The sequence below is a fragment of the Microbispora cellulosiformans genome, from assembly GCF_008728085.1.
GTDB classification, from domain to species: domain Bacteria; phylum Actinomycetota; class Actinomycetes; order Streptosporangiales; family Streptosporangiaceae; genus Microbispora; species Microbispora amethystogenes.
Genome location: NZ_VYTZ01000001.1, coordinates 303,063 through 320,948, shown reverse-complemented (window position 1 = coordinate 320,948; position 17,886 = coordinate 303,063). Strand labels below are relative to the sequence as shown.

General features: G+C 71.5%; 16 protein-coding genes. 8 read left to right on the top strand and 8 right to left on the bottom strand.

Going from position 1 to position 17,886, the window contains the following annotated elements; translation table 11 throughout:
- Positions 1 to 74: 74 nt before the first annotated feature.
- Positions 75 to 545, bottom strand: coding sequence for an NUDIX hydrolase (locus tag F5972_RS01260; protein ID WP_150930221.1), 471 nt, complete (start codon positions 543 to 545; stop codon positions 75 to 77).
- Between the two features lie 44 nt (positions 546 to 589).
- Between F5972_RS01260 and F5972_RS01255 the strand changes: the two genes are divergently transcribed.
- Together F5972_RS01255 and F5972_RS01250 are read left to right on the top strand one after the other, a co-directional pair.
- Entirely contained in the window at positions 590 to 829 is a 240-nt protein-coding gene (locus F5972_RS01255; protein WP_150930219.1) for a ribbon-helix-helix domain-containing protein, read from the top strand.
- Entirely contained in the window at positions 826 to 1,260 is a 435-nt protein-coding gene (locus F5972_RS01250; protein WP_150930217.1) for a PIN domain-containing protein, read from the top strand. The genes F5972_RS01255 and F5972_RS01250 overlap by 4 nt, the downstream gene beginning before the upstream one ends.
- Positions 1,261 to 1,356: 96 nt before the next feature.
- Here F5972_RS01250 and F5972_RS01245 read toward each other — a convergent pair whose 3' ends face one another.
- Positions 1,357 to 2,106: a helix-turn-helix domain-containing protein gene (locus F5972_RS01245; protein WP_150930215.1), complete on the bottom strand. Its 750-nt coding sequence runs from the start codon at positions 2,104 to 2,106 to the stop codon at positions 1,357 to 1,359.
- A 74-nt stretch (positions 2,107 to 2,180) separates the two neighbouring features.
- Between F5972_RS01245 and F5972_RS01240 the strand changes: the two genes are divergently transcribed.
- Positions 2,181 to 3,035, top strand: a complete 855-nt coding sequence (locus tag F5972_RS01240) for an SDR family oxidoreductase (protein ID WP_150930213.1) — start codon at positions 2,181 to 2,183, stop codon at positions 3,033 to 3,035.
- Between the two features lie 19 nt (positions 3,036 to 3,054).
- Here the strand turns inward: F5972_RS01240 and F5972_RS01235 are convergent, their stop codons facing one another.
- The 5 genes from F5972_RS01235 to F5972_RS01215 all read right to left on the bottom strand — a co-directional run bounded on the left by F5972_RS01235 (position 3,055) and on the right by F5972_RS01215 (position 8,944).
- Positions 3,055 to 4,527 carry an FAD-binding oxidoreductase gene (locus F5972_RS01235; protein WP_150930211.1) on the bottom strand — a complete coding sequence of 491 codons (1,473 nt, stop codon included), beginning with the start codon at positions 4,525 to 4,527 and terminating at the stop codon, positions 3,055 to 3,057.
- Between the two features lie 107 nt (positions 4,528 to 4,634).
- Positions 4,635 to 6,086: an NADH-quinone oxidoreductase subunit NuoF family protein gene (locus F5972_RS01230; protein ID WP_191909887.1), complete on the bottom strand. Its 1,452-nt coding sequence runs from the start codon at positions 6,084 to 6,086 to the stop codon at positions 4,635 to 4,637.
- Positions 6,083 to 7,066, bottom strand: a complete 984-nt coding sequence (locus F5972_RS01225) for a hypothetical protein (RefSeq protein ID WP_150930209.1) — start codon at positions 7,064 to 7,066, stop codon at positions 6,083 to 6,085. The genes F5972_RS01230 and F5972_RS01225 overlap by 4 nt, the downstream gene beginning before the upstream one ends.
- A 124-nt stretch (positions 7,067 to 7,190) precedes the next feature.
- On the bottom strand, positions 7,191 to 8,342 hold the full coding sequence (locus F5972_RS01220; protein WP_150930207.1) for a DUF1996 domain-containing protein: 1,152 nt from the start codon (positions 8,340 to 8,342) through the stop codon (positions 7,191 to 7,193).
- An 11-nt stretch (positions 8,343 to 8,353) separates the two neighbouring features.
- Complete coding sequence (locus F5972_RS01215) at positions 8,354 to 8,944, bottom strand: DUF4142 domain-containing protein (protein ID WP_150930206.1); 591 nt, start codon at positions 8,942 to 8,944, stop codon at positions 8,354 to 8,356.
- 129 nt (positions 8,945 to 9,073) lie between these two features.
- On the opposite strand from F5972_RS01215, the gene F5972_RS01210 reads away from it, so the two are divergent.
- Both F5972_RS01210 and F5972_RS01205 read left to right on the top strand, forming a co-directional pair.
- Positions 9,074 to 9,640: a sigma-70 family RNA polymerase sigma factor gene (locus tag F5972_RS01210; protein WP_225311078.1), complete on the top strand. Its 567-nt coding sequence runs from the start codon at positions 9,074 to 9,076 to the stop codon at positions 9,638 to 9,640.
- Positions 9,640 to 9,837 (top strand): zf-HC2 domain-containing protein, encoded by a 198-nt coding sequence (locus tag F5972_RS01205; protein WP_111699420.1) that lies wholly within the window; start codon positions 9,640 to 9,642, stop codon positions 9,835 to 9,837. The genes F5972_RS01210 and F5972_RS01205 overlap by 1 nt, the downstream gene beginning before the upstream one ends.
- Before the next feature lie 84 nt (positions 9,838 to 9,921).
- On the opposite strand, the gene F5972_RS01200 is transcribed toward F5972_RS01205, so the two are convergent.
- A complete protein-coding gene (locus F5972_RS01200) occupies positions 9,922 to 10,638 on the bottom strand; it encodes an ArsR/SmtB family transcription factor (RefSeq protein ID WP_150931215.1) in 717 nt (238 codons plus the stop codon).
- Between the two features lie 381 nt (positions 10,639 to 11,019).
- Between F5972_RS01200 and F5972_RS01195 the strand changes: the two genes are divergently transcribed.
- The 3 genes from F5972_RS01195 (at position 11,020) to F5972_RS01185 (ending at position 17,879) form a co-directional block, all read left to right on the top strand.
- Positions 11,020 to 11,973 carry a DMT family transporter gene (locus tag F5972_RS01195; RefSeq protein ID WP_150930204.1) on the top strand — a complete coding sequence of 318 codons (954 nt, stop codon included), beginning with the start codon at positions 11,020 to 11,022 and terminating at the stop codon, positions 11,971 to 11,973.
- 112 nt (positions 11,974 to 12,085) lie between these two features.
- Positions 12,086 to 12,907, top strand: coding sequence for a tryptophan 2,3-dioxygenase (locus tag F5972_RS01190; protein WP_150930202.1), 822 nt, complete (start codon positions 12,086 to 12,088; stop codon positions 12,905 to 12,907).
- Positions 12,908 to 12,935: 28 nt separating this feature from the next.
- Complete coding sequence (locus tag F5972_RS01185; RefSeq protein WP_150930200.1) at positions 12,936 to 17,879, top strand: NAD-glutamate dehydrogenase; 4,944 nt, start codon at positions 12,936 to 12,938, stop codon at positions 17,877 to 17,879.
- Positions 17,880 to 17,886: the final 7 nt, after the last annotated feature.

Genomic DNA, 17,886 nt, shown 5'->3' with positions numbered 1-17,886 from the left:
GCCGCGCCGCGATCGTCCTTCGCCGTCCCAGTGCTACGGCGAGGTGCTCGGACCGCCGTTTCGCCCAGCCGGGGCTATCCGATATGGGGTTGGCTGCGGTTCTGCAGGAAATGCGTGATCCGCAGCCGCTGCGTCTCATGCATGGGAAGTTGTGCGACCTCGTCCCGGGTGACCCAGCGAGCTTCGGTCGACTCGTCGCTGACGGTGAGGGCGCCCCCCGTACGGCGGGCTGTCAGACAGACATTGAACTGCCGGCGTACCTCACCGTCGGTGTACGCGATGATGTGGCGGGCGTCCGTGTACAAGCCGACGATGCCGGTGATCTCGATGTCGTAACCGGTCTCTTCCTTCACCTCGCGTACGGCGGTCTGCGGGACTGACTCCGTCAGGTCCATCCCGCCTCCGGGGAGCGCCCACAGGCCGTTGTCGGCCCGGCGCTGCATCAGGATGCGGCCCTTCTCATCACTGACCACGGCGGAGACGCCCACGACAAGGCTGTTCGGTTCGGGCGCCGCCGGGTCGTCGTAATACTCGGTGCGAGCCACGGGCACTCTCCTGTCGATACCAGTACATGTGTTAGCGTTGGTACATGTCGATGAAGAGGACGAACGTCTACGCCGATCCTGAAGATCTCGCCCTCATCAAGGAAGCCGCCAAGCGCCGCGGCATTCCCGAGGCGGAGATCATTCGTGAAGGAATCCATCTCGCTGCGATGGCGAACCGGGTGTGGGACGAGCCCTTGGACTGGCCGACCTTCGAGGGCAGCGGTGAGCCGGTCACCAACGATGAGATCACGTCGGTAGTGGCCAGGGAGGTCACAGGTAGGTGATCGTCATCGCCGACACCTCCGGCATCATCGCCGCCTCTGATCGGAACGCCACTGACAGCGTCGGCTGTCAGACCGTTCTCCGCGAGGCTGGGACCGTGGTCGTCTCTCCACTGGTGTTGGCGGAAGTCGAGCACCTGGCCAAGGTCCGTTTCGGTTCCGCCGCTCGGACGCAGATCATCGCCTTCATCCTTTCCAACGCGCACCGTCTGCGCTTCCACATTCCGGAAGTCTCGACAGAGGTCCTGGATGCGGCGTGTCTGCTGCGGCACCGCTACGCCTCATTGGACCTGGACCTCGCCGACGCGGTCAACGTCGTCCTTGCCGCGGAGTTCCGGACCGACGCCATGCTCACGCTGGACCGCCGTGATTTCCGAGCGTTGCGCCCTCTGACTACGCACAAGGCCTTTCGGCTGCTGCCCGACGACATGTGACATCGTCACCGAAAGGGAGCAACGTTCGCGGGACCACCAGCAGAACGCCCCGATCATCACGCGACTCAATGATGGGAGCCTGGGCATCGCGCCGGGTCAGCAGGGTTGGGGGGTCGGGAGCCGTCCGGCGAAGAACGCCCCTGGGGGGACGCCCATCATGCTGCAGAACTCGGCGGTCATGTGGGACTGGTCGTAGTACCCGGTGGTCGCGGCGAGCTGTGCCAGTCGCCCGGAACGGACCCGGCCGCGGGTGAGCGCGTCGCGGAGGCGGGCGATACGCGCGAAGGACTTGGGCGGGAGCCCCGCGTCCTCGGTGAGCAGGTGGCGGAGGTGGCGTTCGCTGACGGACATGCGGTGCGCGAGATCGGGCAGGCACATCGGCCGCCGGGCCGACAACGCCCCGGCGGCGCTGTGGACCAGGCGAGCACGGGTCAGATCGTCCGGTGGCCGGGTGCCGATGCGGGCACGTAAGGCTGCCTCGATGTGCTGGACGATGAGGTGGCGGTCACCTTCGAGGTCGGCCAGCCGCCGTTCGAGGCGGGCCGCGGAGGCGCCCCACAGGTCGGCGAGCGGCGTCACCCGATCCACCAGCTCGCTGATCGGCGGACCCAGCAGAGGCCGGGCCATGCCGGGCCGCAGCCGGACCCTCAGGCAGATCGGCAGGTCCTTGCCGGCGTGATAGGAGGCCCTCGTCCGAGGGCCCGCCACCAGCAGGTCGCAGTGACCGGCCGCCGTGCCGCGGAACACCAGGGTGGTGGCGGTGTCCGGGAGACGGACGAGCTCGTCTCCGGTCGCCCCGCTCAGATCGTGGACGTCCTCGACCAGCGTGACAGGCCCAGCGGTCATGACCCCACGCTACCGGGGGGAGCCGTGCCGATTTTTCCTATCGATGACGGCGGCACGCGGGCAGTCTGGCGTTCGTGATCCTTGTTACTGGTGCCACCGGCACCATCGGCCGGGAAGTGGTCCGGCTGCTGGCGGCCCGTGGAGAGCGGGTGCGCGCGATGACGCGGACCCCCGGGAAAATCGCGTCGCCTCCTCCCGGAGTGGAGGTGGTGCGGGGAGACTTCACCGATCCCGAGTCGCTGGTCGTCGCGGCCGAGGGAGCGACGGCCGTGTTCATGCTCAGCGCGCCGGGGCCCTGGATGGCCGAGCACGACGAGGCGATGCTCGCCGCGGCGCGCTCGGCCGGCGTGCCCAGAGCGGTCAAGCTTTCGGCGATCGGCACGGGTGACCACGCCGACGGCAGGGCGGGGGATTGGCACCTTCCCGGAGAACAGGCGGTTCGGTCCGGCGGCCTGGCCTGGACGGTGCTACGGCCCTCCTGGTTCGCCTCCAACACCCTTCGCTGGGCCGAGGCCGTCCGCGCCGGCGGGCCGATCCCCAACCCGATGGGAACCGGCGCCCAGGGCGTCGTCGACCCGGCGGACGTGGCCGAGGTGGCGGCGCGGACGCTGACCTCGCCCGGGCACGACGGGCACGTGTACACCCTGACCGGTCCGGAACCCCTGAGCATCCCCGACATGGCCGTACGGCTCGGGGAGACGATCGGCCGGACCGTCGAGACCGTGGAGGTGCCGCTGGACGACTACCGCGACCGGTTGAGCGCCGCCGGACTGGATCCCGTCTTCGTCGAGACCGCGGTCGCCGGAGCGAGGCTCGTCGCGGAGGGCCGCAACGCGACCGTGACCGGTGACGTCGAGCGTGTGCTGGGCAGAGCCCCCCGCACCTTCGCCGTCTGGGCGCACGACCACCGCGCCGCTTTCACCGGATAGATCACCGGCGCGCGTACGTCTAAACACCTTGGGGGAGGCGGAAGAGGCGGCCGGGGTCATAGGCGGCCTTGACCTCGGCCAGGCGCGCGGCGTTCGCGCCGTAGTACTGCTGCCGCCAGTTCTTCAGCTCGGGGTCGACGTAGTTGACGTACGCGTGGTCGCCGAAGTGCGGCCGCATGGCGGCGTGGGCGGCGCGGGTCCAGGCGGCGGCGCCGGACTTGTGGGCGTAGTACTGCACGCTGAACAGCGCCTTGCGGTGCGGGAAGGCGGTCGCGTCCGGGCGGACCCGGGCGACGGCGCCGCCGAGCGCGTCGAGCAGCACCGAGTGCCGTCCCGGCGCGGCGACCTGGGCCAGCAGCGCCTTGATCCCGGCGGACGACAGCGGCGTGTAGGCGAAGTGCGACTTCGCGGTGAACGAGTCGCGGACGAGCCTCCCGCTCGCGTTCTGCCCGGGGAGCGTGCCGGGGCGGTGGCACTGCGCCACCGTCAGCGACGAGCACCCCGCCTCCACCATCATCGCGTGGTCGTACGCCGAGACCGCGACATAACGGGTCTTTGGGCCGGAGCCGACCCGGTCGGCGAGCTTCTGCAGCAGGTTCTCGCACGCTGCCTTTCCGCCGAGGTAGAGGCCGCCGACCATCACGTCCGGGGACGGGTCGTGGTTCAGGTGGCAGTTGGACCACAGCGCGTCGGGGGCGGACGGCGCCCACCCCTGCCACGCCTTGAGCACGGCGGCGGCCTTCGACCAGGGCCAGTGCAGGAAGAACAGCGTCACCTGACGGGTCGCGTGCGTGCGGAAGGTGAACGACGTCGCGACGCCGAAGTTGCCGCCGCCGCCACCCCGGGAGGCCCAGAACAGGTCCGGGTGCGAGGTCTCCGAGCAGGTCAGCGTCTTCCCGTCGGCCGTGACGATCTTCAGGGACTCCAGCACGTCGCAGGTCAGGCCGTACTGCCGCGACACCACGCCGATGCCGCCGCCCAGCGTGAGACCCGCCACGCCGACGGTCGGGCAGGAGCCCGCCGGGATGCTCACCCCGCGCGCGGCCAGCTTGGCGTACACGTCGACCAGGCGCGCGCCGGCGCCGACCGTGGCGTGGCCGCCCGCGTACGACACGCCGCTCATCCGCGACACGTCGACGACGAGCCCGGTGCCCGTGGACCAGCCCGCGTAGCTGTGGCCGCCCGACCGGGAGGTCACCGGCACGCCGAACCGCCGCGCGAACGCCAGGCACTCCGCCACGTCGGCCGCACCCGTGCAGTACGCCACCCCGGCCGGCCGTACGGAGTCGAAGGCCGCGTTGAACACGTGGCGCGCGTTGTCGTACGACGCGTCGCCCGGCCGGATCAGCCCGCCCTCCAGCCCCCGGCCGAGCGCGGACCAGTCGGCCGGACGGGGGCCCGCGGCGGCGAACGCCGTACCGGAGAAGGCGCCGGAGAAGGCGGCGGTCCCGGCGAGGGCCGAGACGCGAAGGAAGCTCCGTCTGTCGATCATGGTCGTACTCCCGAGGTGGTGATCTCCTCGTGAGACGCGTGCTGATCCGGTCCGGTTGGTTACAGTGTCATCACTTCGTCCCTCGTGTCTGTCTCACTTCGCGCCTCTCACTTAGCGCCGACCCGCAGGGCCAGCGCGGGGCACATCTCCACCGCCTTCTGCGCGTCGCCGAGCAGCCACGAGGGCACGCCGGTGTCCATGAACACCGGAAAGCCGTGGTGATCCAGCTTGACCAGCTCCGGCACGAGATGCGCGCACAGGCCGTGGCCCTGGCAGCGGGTCCAGTCGACCATCAGCCGGACGTCCCGCGCCTCCTCCACGGGCAGGGGGAGCACGCCCTTCGTCTCCCGTCCGCAGCCGCCGTGGAAGCGGTGTTCCTCCACGTCCTCGGCGAACGCGTCCAGGGCCGACAGCACGAACCGGGCCGAGCCGTCCGGGTGGAAGCAGGCGCCCCGGCCCTTCACGGCGGCGGCCGCCCGGCGGACCACCTCGGGGCCGTCCGGATCGCCGTCCTGGAGCTGCCGGAAGGCCCGCGCGAGGTCGGGCAGGCCGAGGCGGCACGGGCCGCACTGCCCGGCCGACTGCGCGGCGAGGTAGCCAACCACCCGCGCGGTCTCGCCGAGCGGGCAGGTGTCCTCGCCCAGCACGACCACGATGCCCGCGCCCAGCTCGCCGCCCGCCTCCTTCGCGCCGCGCCGGGACAGGACCGTGCCGTACGCCGCCTCGGCGGACATCCAGGTGCCGTGATATCCGCCGAGCAGCAGGCCGTCTCCCACCTTCGCTTCGCACAGGCTCAGCACGTCGGCCAGCGGCACCCCCGGCGGCACCTCGACCACCGCGGGAGCGCCGACCGAACCGCCGACCGTCAGCAGGATCGTCCCCGGCTCCTGCACCGTGCCGACCGCGGCGTACTCCTCCGGCCCCAGCTCGGCCAGCACGGCGAGCTGGGCGAAGGTCTCGGTGTTCGACAGCAGGGTCGGCAGGCCGTACACGCCGCTGTCGCTGGAGCGGACCTTGCGGCCCGGCGGCAGCCCGATCTCGCCGTTGACGGCGCGGACGAGCGCGCCGCCCTCGCCGGAGACGAACCGCTCCTCGATCGCGGCGACGCGTACGAGGCCGGTCAGGCCGCGCTCGGCCACGGCGGCGGTGACCGAGGCCTCGGCCAGTTCGCCGGCGCCGACCGCGACCACCACCTCACGGGAGCCGAGTGCGCTCGCCGCGAGCAGGGCGCCCTCCAGCACGAGGTGCGGCGCCCGGGTGAGCAGTGTCTTGTCCTTCAGGCTGGCGGGCTCGCCCTCGGCGGCGTTCACCAGCACGACCGTCTCGCCGTCCCGGGCGGACACGGCGCGCAGCTTGCGCGCGAACGGGAACGCGGCCCCGCCCCGGCCCCGCAGGTCCACCTCCTCGGCCATCGAGATGAGCGCGTCGACCGTCTGGCCCGGCAGCCGGTCGTGGTACTTGTGATGGGCGTTGAGGTCGAGCCTGCGATGCTCGTCGAGCCCGGCGGTCAGCCGGGACGGGCCGAGCCGCCGGACGTTGGAGACGCGGTAGGGAATCACACGATCCTCCGGAGGCGGGGTTCCTGGGGGGTGGGCGGAGCATCACTCAAGGCGTCACTCGGGGCGTCGCTCAGGACGTCCCGCAGGATGTAGCGCGGGGCGTCGGGGGTGGCGGGATCGGTGCCGGTGCGGGCCAGGACGGCCACCTCGGGCCGGGCCTGCGGCCTGACCGGCCGCGCCGTTCGCTCGCCGGTTCGCTGGTTCTCGTCCTCGCGGGTCGTACGGCGTGCGGTGCTGTCGGCGGCGGCGTGGGGGGCTGTGGCGGGGACTGCGGCGGGGACTGCGGCCCAGTCGCCGGTGGCGGCCTGCCGGGCGGGCCGGGTGGCGGCCGCGAGCCGGATCAGGAGGGCGGCGCCGACCGCCGCCAGGCAGGCCACGTAGCTGAAGGTGACCCACGGCGCGGCGGCCCGGCCCGCGGTCAGGCCGTGCAGGATCGCCACCGGCCAGGCGAGGTACGCCAGGTCGTGCAGCCCCCGCCACAGCCAGGGCCGCTCCGCCTGGGCGAACCTGCCCCGCATGACGCCGGTCGCGATGATCACGATGAACAGGTCGGAGGCCACGACCCCCATCGACACGTACACGTTGGTGGACGGCACCACCGACCCGTACGGCGGCACCAGCCCGGCGGCGATCTTCATGCCGATGTGCACGATGAGGAAACCGATGCCGAGCAGGGCCATGGCCCGGTGGATGAGTTGCACGCGCACCCGCTGCGCGATGGGCAGGATCACGCGGTCGGTCGCCGCCAGGCCCAGGGCGACCGTGGTGGTGAGGCCGACCAGCGAGAAGACGCCGGCGTAGAACGTGAGGAACGACTGGGCCTCGGCCAGGAACGCCGAGCCGCCGGCCGTCCGGGTGGCGGCCAGCCCGCCGGTGATGACCAGGGCGACCACGACGCCGAGGCCGACGCGTACGCCGCGCCGTTCGAGGTCGAGGCCGGAAGTCGGGCGGGTGTGCCGGGAAGCCCGTCTGTTGGGCACTGATTTCCTCCGTCGTACTGCCTTGGGGGGTGTGGAGGCGCCGTTCCCCGCCCTTGGGTGGGGCCCTCGGGTGGGGGTGGCCTGCGTGAGGACCGGGCGGGGAACGGCACGATCGGGGCGCGGCTCAGCAGCGCAGGCCGCGGTTGATACAGGTGACCACCGACCGCATCAACCGGTCGGGCATCACGTTCTCGAAGTCGGCGTGGTCGGTGATCGGGTTGTGCCGCTGCTCGGGGAAGCTGTCCACCGCGAACGACGGCCCGGCCGGCACCGAGTAGGCCAGCGTCATGCGCAGTTGCGGGATCGCCCGGGTGCCCGCCGGGCAGGCGCCGTTCCGGGCCGGGAAGACGACGTGGGTCCGGTGGTTGGCGCTGTCGGTGTTCTGGCCGTCCCAGCAACTGGGGAAGTCGAGCACGCGCAGCACCAGGCTGCCCCGGGGACAGAGCGGATATCCGCCGGTCAGCCGGTTCGTGAAGCCGCTGCAGGTCCACTGGGCGCGGGCGTTGACGCCGCCGTTGGTGGCCGCCTTCGCGTCCCCGGTGATGAGCCGGAGGAACCTCGGCATCGCCACGACCCTGCTGACGGGGTTGCCGCGGAACTGCAGCGTCACCGACCGGGGGAGCAGGATCGTGCCGACGTTGCCCTCGGCCGCGCCGCCCGGCTCCTCCGTGTGCCGCGCCGTCACGTCTTGCGCCGTCACATCTTCTCCTGGCACGTCCTGTCCTGGCACGCCCTCCGCCGTCGCGTCCTGCTGGATGCCGGTGGCTTCGGCGGCTTGGGCGGCTTCGGTGGGGGAGGCCGGGGGAGAGGCGGAGGGGGAGGCGGACGGCCGGGCGCCGAGGCCCTGCCGGCTGCGCAGCACCGGCCAGAAGTACGTGGACCTGTCGCCGAGCCGGCAGGTCGTGCCGCCCGCGGCGAGGCTCTCGTCGGTGGAGGACCCGTTGGTCGTGAGGTTGCCGACGTAGTCGTGGACGTGGTGCGCGCCGTTCGACACTCCCGGCGCGACGATGTGGTTGTCGGAGTTGCGGTGGCCGTTCTCGTTGCGTCCGCAGCGGGAGGTGAACGAGCCGCGCCCGGCGCGTACGCCGCCGTCGCCCGGGGGCACCCGCCGGATGTCAGCGAAGTCCTCCAGGGACGGGCCGACGTCCTCGCACCCCGCGCCCTGGACGGACGGATCGCAGTGGTCGGCGAGGGCGGGCCGGGCCCCACCGGCCAGCGGGTTCAGCGAGCCTCCGATCAGCACGCCCGCAATGGCGAGAATGAGCCGTTTTCGCATAGATGCACCTTCTAGACGGTGGGGGTGGGGAGGGCGGAGTAGTCGACGAGGCCCGTGCCTTCGAGCAGGGTCATGTGCTTCATCACGACGTCGACGGCCTGCCCGGCGAATTCGCGGACCAGGCTGTTCCGGGTGCCGGCGCGGACCGCGGAGACGAAGGTGAACACCTTGCCGTGGGCGCCCCGCAACCGGTCCGCGAAGACGCGGTCGAACTCGGGGCCGCGCGCGGCGGCCATCTCGTCGAGCCACCCCCGCTGGTCCGGGTTCGGCTGGTCGGGCAGCGGGACGCCGAGCTTGGCGGCGAGCTCCCTGACCTGCGCGTCGAGTTTGGTGTGGTCCTCCACCAGGTGCCTGCCGACGTCCTTGACCTTCTCGCTGCCGGCCCGGTCCTGGGCCCAGCGCCCGGCGGGGATCTCCCAGAGCCCCGCCCAGCGCACCCTGACCAGCAGGTCGCGGTCGGCCGGGCCCAGCGGGCCGTACGGAGTCTGTGTCCAGCCCGTCTGGGCCGACGAGGCGCTCCTGGGGACGACCACGATCACCGTGACGGCCGCCGCGAAGAGGAAGACGCCGAGCACCAGGAGTTCCCCGAACCGGAACCGCATCGTGCCTCCTTTCGTGACCTTCGGTCGGAGGTACGCGGCGTCGCCGGGGGAGGTTCAGGACGTAGTCAGAAATAACTGGAGTTACGGATGTGGTGTACGAACAACTAACGCTGGTGCAAATATGTGGCCGTGCGTCGACAACTCGACAGCCGGTTCGTGCGTCTGGACTCCAATGACTACGACGACCCCGATCGGGAGGATCTCCTGATCAGGGAGCTTTACCGCGAGTTCGGCGGTCCGCTGCTGCGTCAGGTGCGCAAGACGACCGGCAACGACCTGCAATGGGCTGAGGATGTCGTCCAGGAGACGCTGGTGCGTGCCTGGCGCAACTCGGCGAAGCTGACATGGGAGCCCCCCTTGCTCTGGGCGTGGCTCCTCACCGTCGCCCGCCGCATCGTGATCGACGGACGCCGCCGGCGCGGCGTCCGGCCTAGGGAGGTGGAGGCTCCCGAAGAGGACAGCCTTGCCGTGCCGGATGGCGCGGACCGCACGCTGGCGGCCATCGTGGTCGCGGACGCGCTGCGGAACCTGTCCGCCCAGCACCGGGAAGTTATCGAAGAGACATACTTACGCGACCGGACAGTAAGCCAAGCGGCCGAAGTTCTGGGCATCCCACCGGGTACCGTGAAGTCGAGGCTCTTTTACGCCATGCGCGCACTTCGTACGGCCCTGAAGGAGAGGGGGGTGGCCAGCTGATGTCCGCGTCGTCGCCGCACTTCGACGTGGCAGCGTACGCCCTGGGAGTGCTGGACGACGACGAGGCCGAGGAGTTCGAGCGGCACCTCGACGACTGCGCGCCGTGCCGGGCGGAACTGCTGGAGACACAGGACCTGCCCGGCATGCTCGACGCCTTCAAGGACGGCTCCATCCCCTCGGAACGCACCATCCCCTGATCCCGCCGGCTCCCGGCGCTCGCGATGCTCCCGGCGTTCCGCCCGCTTCGGTCAGCACCCGGCCCAGGCCAGCGCCCACCCCTATCAACGCAGGGCCGCCGCCGGGACGCCGAGCAGCTCCGCCAGCGCGCGTTCGCCCTCGGCGGTGACCTTGACGGCCCGGGTCGAGCCGATCCGCTCGCACCACTCCGCCTCCAGCGCGTGACGGCACAGCGCCGCTCCGGCGATCCCCGCCAGGTGCGGCCTGCGCTCGGTCCAGTCGAGGCACCCGCGCGCCAGCGGACGCCGGCCCGACGGGGCGAGGGGCGCTCCCAGGCCGGCGAACCAGCGCAGCCCGGCGTCCGTGAGCGCGAAGCCGGTGTCCTGGCGCAACAACCCGCGTTCGGTCATCGCCTCCGTGACGGTGATGCCGAGCCGGCCCGCCAGGTGGTCGTAGCAGGTGCGGCCGCGCGCCAGCGCCCCGGCCGCGCTCGCGGCCCGCAACGTGCGCGGCCGGTCCGACCGCCCGTGCCCGGGTGCGGCGTGCGCCGCGAGGTCCTCGATCAGGTGGGCCACCTGGGCGTCCGCCAGCCGTACGTAGCGGTGCCGGCCCTGCCGTTCCGCGGCGAGCAGCCCGCCCTCGACGAGCCGGTCGATGTGCGCGCTGGCGGTGGAGGGGGCCACTCCGGCGTGCCGGGCCAGCTCGCCCGCCGTCCAGGCCCGGCCGTCGAGCAGCGCCAGGCAGAACCGCGCCCGCGTCTCGTCGGCGAGGAGCGCGGCGAGCGCGGCCAGACCAGAGGTGACCCGCTCCGAAGACGGCATGGACGGCATCGACTGCGTGGACTGCGTGGACGGCATGGCTTCAGGATGCGGCACCCACGTTGCGGTCGCGGCCGAAGAGTCCGCGGCGACGCAGGCGGGGCGGAACGCCGGGCCGTCCAGCTTGCGGGGCCGTCGTCCAGCGGGATGTCCACGGACCCTGGCCGGGTCGGTCACTGCGCGGAACCTCCGGTCCTCGCGAAGCCCACTTCGCTGGGCGCAACGCTCGCGGTCCTCGCTCCCTTCCGCTCCGCTCCCTCCACCCCGGTGAACGTTGGCGGACAGCGCACCAGCTTGCGCGGCTGTCGTCCGGTTTGCGGGGCGGTCATCCAGGTCCGGAAATTTCGGTATCTGGCGAAACGTCCTGGTCCTAACGTGGGCCGGGTGAGAACCGAACCGCGCGCCGACCGCCCCCAAGAGCCTCACCCCCAAGAGACCACTCACCAGCAGCCCCTCCGTCCCGCGGCTCGTGCCGCCCTCGCGGCCGCGGGGGTCACGGTCCTGTTGTGGGCTTCGGCCTTCGTCTCGATCCGCAGCGCCGGAGAGGCCTACTCTCCCGGAGCCCTTGCGCTGGGACGGCTCCTCACCGGAGCCCTCGTGCTGGGCGTGATCACGCTGGTCCGCCGCCAGGGATGGCCGGCCCGTGCCGCCTGGCCGGGGATCGTCTGCTCGGGAGTCCTCTGGTTCGGCGGCTACATGGTCCTGCTCAACTGGGGCGAGCGGGAGGTGGACGCGGGCACGGCGGCCCTGCTGGTCAACATCGGGCCGATCCTCATCGCGCTCCTCGGCGCCAGACTGCTCGGCGAGGGTCTGCCGCGCCCGCTGCTCGCCGGCATGGCGGTGTCGTTCGCCGGCGCGGTGGTCGTCGGGCTCTCCATGTCGGGCGGTGGCCGCTCCTCCCTGCTCGGCGTGGTGCTGTGCCTGCTGTCCGCGGCGGCGTACGCGGGCGGGGTGGTCGTCCAGAAGCCGGCGCTCCGGCACGCGGGGGCGCTGCAGGTGACCACGTTCGGCTGCCTGATCGGGGCGGCGGCCTGCCTGCCCTTCGCGGGGGTCCTCGTCTCCGAGGTGGCGCGCGCCCCGCTGCCGGCGACGCTGAACATGCTCTATCTCGGCGTCGGACCGACCGCCGTCGCCTTCACCACCTGGGCCTTCGCCCTGGCCCGTACGACGGCCGGCCGGATGGGCGCGACCACCTACCTCGTGCCCGCCCTGGTGGTGCTCATGTCGTGGCTGCTGCTCGACGAGGTTCCCGGCCTGCTCACGCTGGCCGGAGGGGCCCTGTGCCTGGCGGGGGTGGCGGTCTCCCGCCGCCCCGGCCGGGCGCGGACCCCCGCGTAGATCCGGTGTGCGCCGAGTTGACGTCTGTGATGTCATGGGGTGATATCGGGGCCGTGGTGCGGGCTTTCGTTCAATGGGGAGCGAGAGCGCCGTGCCGCCTGAGGGGTGGGGAATGCCTGCGACGCCGTACGGCCGGGCCGGGTCGGGAGACGTGCTGCCCCCGCCGCGCAGCTTCGGCGAGGAGGGCGGGCGCCTGTCCTACGGCGGCTACCTCCGGCTGCCCGAGCTGCTCGCCCAGCAGGAGCAGCAATCCGGGGCCAGCGACGAACTGCTGTTCATCACCGTCCACCAGGTCTACGAGCTGTGGTTCAAGCTCCTGCTACACGAGCTGGAGCGGATCAGGGACGCGATGGCCGAGGGCGCGCTGTGGCGGGCCAGGCACCTGTTCCGCCGGGTGCACGCGGTCGAGCAGGTCCTGGTCGACCAGGTCCAGGTCATGGAGACCATGACGCCGCAGGACTTCCTGGAGTTCCGATCGGTGCTCGCCCCCGCGAGCGGCTTCCAGTCGGTGCAGTTCCGGGAGCTCGAGTTCCTGTCGGGCGCCAAGGACCCCTCCTTTCTCGGCCGGCTGCGGGGCGCGGACGACGCGGAAATCGCCAGGCTGCGGCGTCGGCTCGCCGAGCCCACGCTGTGGGATGCTTATCTCACCGCCCTCTCCCAGCGTGGCCTGCCGGTCTCCGACGAGGAGATCATGGACTCCCTGCTGGCCGTGGCCCGCGACCGGGGATCGTACGACGATCTGTGGGACCTGGCCGAGGATCTCCTCACCCATGACGAGACGACCGCGATGTGGCGGATGCGACACGTACAGATGGTCGAGCGCCAAATCGGGACGAAATCGGGTACCGGCGGCTCGTCTGGGGCACCTTATCTCCGGGGGCGGACGCGTTTGCACTTCTTCCCCCTCCTATGGGAACTACGGGCCTGGCTTTGAAATCCTCACAAGGGAGTGAGTTAGCAACATGCCGCTCGAGATGGCGCTGAACCGGCAGGAATCGGATGAGGCGCTGGAGGCGCTTCTCCGCACCGCCGCCGAGACCTGCGCACACGCGCCGGGAGCGCCGCACGTGGATGGGGAGGACCCCCTGGCCTTCCTGCGGCGGTACTACCGGAACGTCCCTCCTGAGGACCTGGCCGACCGCGACCCGGTGGATGTGTACGGGCCCGCGACGGCCCACCGCCACCTCGCGCAGAACCGCCCCCAGGGCCGCGCCCTGGTGCGCGTCTACACCCCGACCCTCGAAGAGTACGGCTGGGATCCGGGCCGTACGGTGGTCCAGATCGTCACCGACGACATGCCGTTCCTGGTCGACTCGGTGACGACCGAGCTGGACCGGCACGAGATCGGCACGCACCTGCTCATCCACCCGCAGATGCGGGTGCGCCGGGACATGACCGGCAGGCTGCTCGGCCCGGACCAGGAGAACGTGACCGGGCAGATCATCCGCGAGTCGTGGATGCACATCGAGATCGACCGGCAGTCCGACCCCGCCGTGCTCAAGGAGCTGGAGGGCGACCTGCAGCGGGTGCTGCAGGACGTGCGCTGCGCGGTCGAGGACTTCGCCAAGATGCGGGCGCTCGCCGTGCGGACCGCCGACGACCTGTCGGCCGAGCCGCCGCCGCTCGACACCGCGCAGGTCGAGGACAGCGTGGAGCTGCTGCGCTGGCTCGCCGACGGCCACTTCACGTTCCTCGGCTACCGCGAGTACCGGCTCGAGGACACCGACGGCGGCGCCGCGCTGCGCGCCCTGACCGGCACCGGGCTCGGCATCCTGCGGGCCGACAAGGCCGGATCGGCCAGCTTCGCCGCCCTGCCGCCGGAGGTCCGCGCGAGGGCGCGGGAGAAACAGCTGCTGATCGTCACCAAGGCCAACAGCCGGGCGACCGTCTATCGGCCCCACTACCTCGACTACATCGGGATCAAGGTCTTCTCGCCCGAGGGCGAGGTGATCGGCGAGCGCCGGTTCCTCGGGCTGTTCACCCACGTGGCGTACAACGAGTCGATCTCCCGCATCCCGGTCCTGCGGCGCAAGCTCGCCGATGTGCTGGACCGGGCCGGGCTGTCGCCCGACGGCCACGACGGCAAGGACCTCATCGAGATCCTGGAGACCTACCCGCGCGCCGAGCTCTTCCAGATCCCCGCGGACGAGCTGCTGCCGATCGCGCTCGGCGTGCTGCGGCTGAGGGAGCGCAAGCAGGTCAAGCTGTTCCTGCGCCGCGACGACTACGGCCGCTACATCTCCTGCATGATCTTCCTGCCGCGCGACCGCTACACCACCAAGGTCCGCCTGGAGATGCAGCGGATCCTGCTCAAGGCCCTCGGCGGCACCTCGCTCGACTACAGCACCTCGATCGGCGAGTCGGCGCTGGCCCGGCTGCACGTGGTGATCCGCGGCGAGCGGGGCAGGCCGCTCGGCGAGAAGCCGGTCGACGTGGAGGAGCTGGAGGCGCGGCTGGCCGCCACCACCCGCACCTGGGAGGACGACCTCAGCGACGCGATCAACGAGCTGTGCCCGGAGGAGGACGCGCCCGCGCTGCTGCGCCGCTACGGCGTCGCCTTCCCCGAGGGCTACAAGGCCGACTTCCCGGCCCGTACGGCGGTCGCCGACCTCAAGCGGCTGGAGGCACTCGGCGACGAGCCGAACGCCATCGGCATGAACCTCTACGAGCCGTACGGCGCGGCGGAGGGGGAGCGCCGGTTCAAGGTCTACCGGCTGGGCGCGCCGATCTCCCTGTCGCGGGTGCTGCCGCTGCTCCAGCGGATGGGCGTCGAGGTGGTGGACGAGCGGCCGTACGAGATCGACCTCGACCACGACCCCGCCACCAAGGACGCCTGGATCTACGATTTCGGCCTGCGCTACACCCCCTCCGACGAGGTGCACCGCGACGAGTTCAAGCGGCTCTTCCAGGACGCGTTCGCCGTGCTGTGGCGCGGCGAGGTGGAGAACGACGGCTTCAACGCGCTCGTGCTGGCCGGTGGGCTGACCTGGGAGCAGGCCGAGATCCTCCGGGCGTACGCCAAGTATCTGCGGCAGGCCGGGAGCACGTTCAGCCAGTCGTATATCGAGCGGGTGCTGCGCGGCAACGTGCGGCTGGCCCGGCTGCTGGTGCGGCTCTTCGAGGCGAGGCTCGACCCCCGGCGGCCGGACGACGCGAGGCCCGAGGTCTGCGACGCGCTGACCGAGGAGATCCTCGCCTCGCTGGACGAGGTGGCCTCGCTCGACGAGGACCGCATCCTGCGGGCCTACCTGGAGATGATCCAGGCGACGCTGCGCACCAACGTCTTCCAGGCCGACCGTACGGACGGGCGCGACGCGGGGGCGGCCGGCAGCCAGTTCGTCACCGGCAGGCGCAAGCCGTACATCGCGCTGAAGTTCGACCCGCAGGCGATCAGCGTGCTGCCGCTGCCGCGGCCGAAGTACGAGGTCTTCGTGTACTCGCCCCGGGTCGAGGGCGTGCACCTGCGCTTCGGCAAGGTCGCCCGCGGCGGTCTGCGCTGGTCGGACCGCATGGAGGACTTCCGCACGGAGATCCTCGGCCTGGTCAAGGCGCAGATGGTGAAGAACACCGTCATCGTGCCGACCGGGTCCAAGGGCGGCTTCGTCGTCAAGAATCCGCCTTCGGGCGGGCGTGACGAGATGATGGCCGAGGGCGTCGCCTGCTACCGCCAGTTCATCTCCGGCCTGCTCGACCTGACCGACAACCTGGTCGCGGGGGAGGTCGTGCCGCCGCCGGACGTGGTGCGGCACGACGGCGACGACACCTATCTCGTGGTGGCCGCCGACAAGGGCACCGCGACGTTCTCCGACATCGCCAACGGAGTGGCCAAGGAGTACGGCTTCTGGCTCGGCGACGCCTTCGCCTCCGGCGGCTCGGTCGGCTACGACCACAAGGCCATGGGCATCACCGCCAAGGGCGCCTGGGAGTCGGTGAAGTACCACTTCCGCACGCTCGGGGTGGACGTGCAGACCACCGACTTCACCGTGGCCGGCATCGGCGACATGTCCGGCGACGTGTTCGGCAACGGCATGCTCCTGTCGGAGCACATCCGGCTCGTGGCGGCCTTCGACCACCGGCACGTCTTCGTCGACCCCGATCCCGACGCGGCGCGGAGCTTCGCCGAGCGGCTGCGCCTGTTCGGGCTGCCCCGGAGCTCGTGGGCCGACTACGACAGGTCGCTGATCTCGGCGGGCGGCGGTGTGTGGCCGCGCACCGCCAAGTCGATCCCCCTCTCCCCGCAGGCGCGCGCCGCGCTCGGCCTGCCCCACGGCGTCACCGCGCTCGCCCCCAACGACCTGATCAACGCGATCCTGCGGGCGCCGGTCGACCTGCTGTGGAACGGCGGCATCGGCACGTACGTCAAGGCGTCGTCGGAGACCCACGCCGACGCCGGGGACAAGGCCAACGACGTGCTCCGGATCAACGCCGCCGACCTGCGCTGCAAGGTCGTGGGCGAGGGCGGCAACCTCGGCTTCACCCAGCGCGCGCGGATCGAGTTCGCGCTGAACGGCGGCCTGATCAACACCGACTTCATCGACAACTCGGCCGGCGTGGACACCTCCGACCACGAGGTCAACATCAAGATCCTGCTCGACCAGGTCGTCCGCGACGGCGAGATGACCGACAAGCAGCGCAACCAGCTCTTCCTCGACATGACCGACGAGGTCGGCCGGCTGGTGCTGGAGGACAACTACGCCCAGAACGTGGTGCTCGCGGCGGCCCGCGCGCAGGCGCCGGAGATGCTGCACATCCACTCCCGCTACCTGCGGAGGCTGGAGCGCGCCGGGCTGGTCAACCGGGAGCTGGAGTTCCTGCCGTCGGACAAGGTGCTCGCCGAGCGGCGCCAGGCCGGGCTGGGGCTGGCCAACCCCGAGTTCGCGGTGCTGCTGGCCTACACCAAGCTCGTCGTGGACGCGGAACTGCTGCAGTCGGACACCCCCGACGACCCGTCGCTCGCGTCGTGGCTGGTGTCGTACTTCCCCTCGGCGCTGCGTGACCGGCTCCGGCCCTACATGGACTCCCACCCGCTCCGCCGGGAGATCATCACGACCCGGATCGTCAACGACGTGGTGAACTTCGGCGGCACCAGCTTCGTCTTCCGGTTCGGCGAGGAGACCGGCGCCTCCGCGCCCGACATCGTGCGGGCCTACCTGGTCACCCGGGAGGTCTTCGACCTGCCGTCATTCGTCCGGCAGGTCGAGGCGCTGGACAACGAGGTCGACACCGCGACCCAGCTCGCCATGCTGCTGGAGGGCCGCAAGCTGTCCGAGCGCGGCACCCGCTGGCTGCTCGGCAACCGCCGGCCCCCGCTCGACCTCGCCTCCACGGCGCGGCACTTCATCGACGGCGCGGGCGGCCTGCTGCCGCACCTGCCGAAGTTGCTGACCGGCCCCGACCTGGCGGCGTACGAGGAGCGCAGAGACTCCTTCACGGCCAGGGGCGTGCCGGGGGACCTGGCCGAGCGGGTCGCGGCGATGGTGCCGGCCTACTCGACCTTCGACCTCGTGGAGATCGCGACGTACGTCGGGAGGCCGGTGAGCGAGGTGGCCGAGGTCTACTTCGACCTCGCCGACCGGCTCCAGCTCGCCCGGCTGCGGGAACGGGTGATCGCGCTGCCGCGCGACAGCCGGTGGAACTCGATGGCCAGGGCGGCGCTGCGCGACGATCTATACGCCGCCCACGCCACGCTGACCCGGGACGTGCTGATCCACAGCCGGCCGGGCCTGTCGCCGGAGGAACGGCTGGCGAGCTGGACGGAGGCCAACCAGGCCGCGGTGACCCGGTCACGGCAGACCCTGTCGGAGATCTGGGAGAGCGACACCTTCGACCTCGCGACGCTGTCGGTCGCGCTGCGCGCGGTGCGGACGCTGGTCTCCACCAGCAACCTGCCCCACGCGGAGGCGTAGCTCCCTC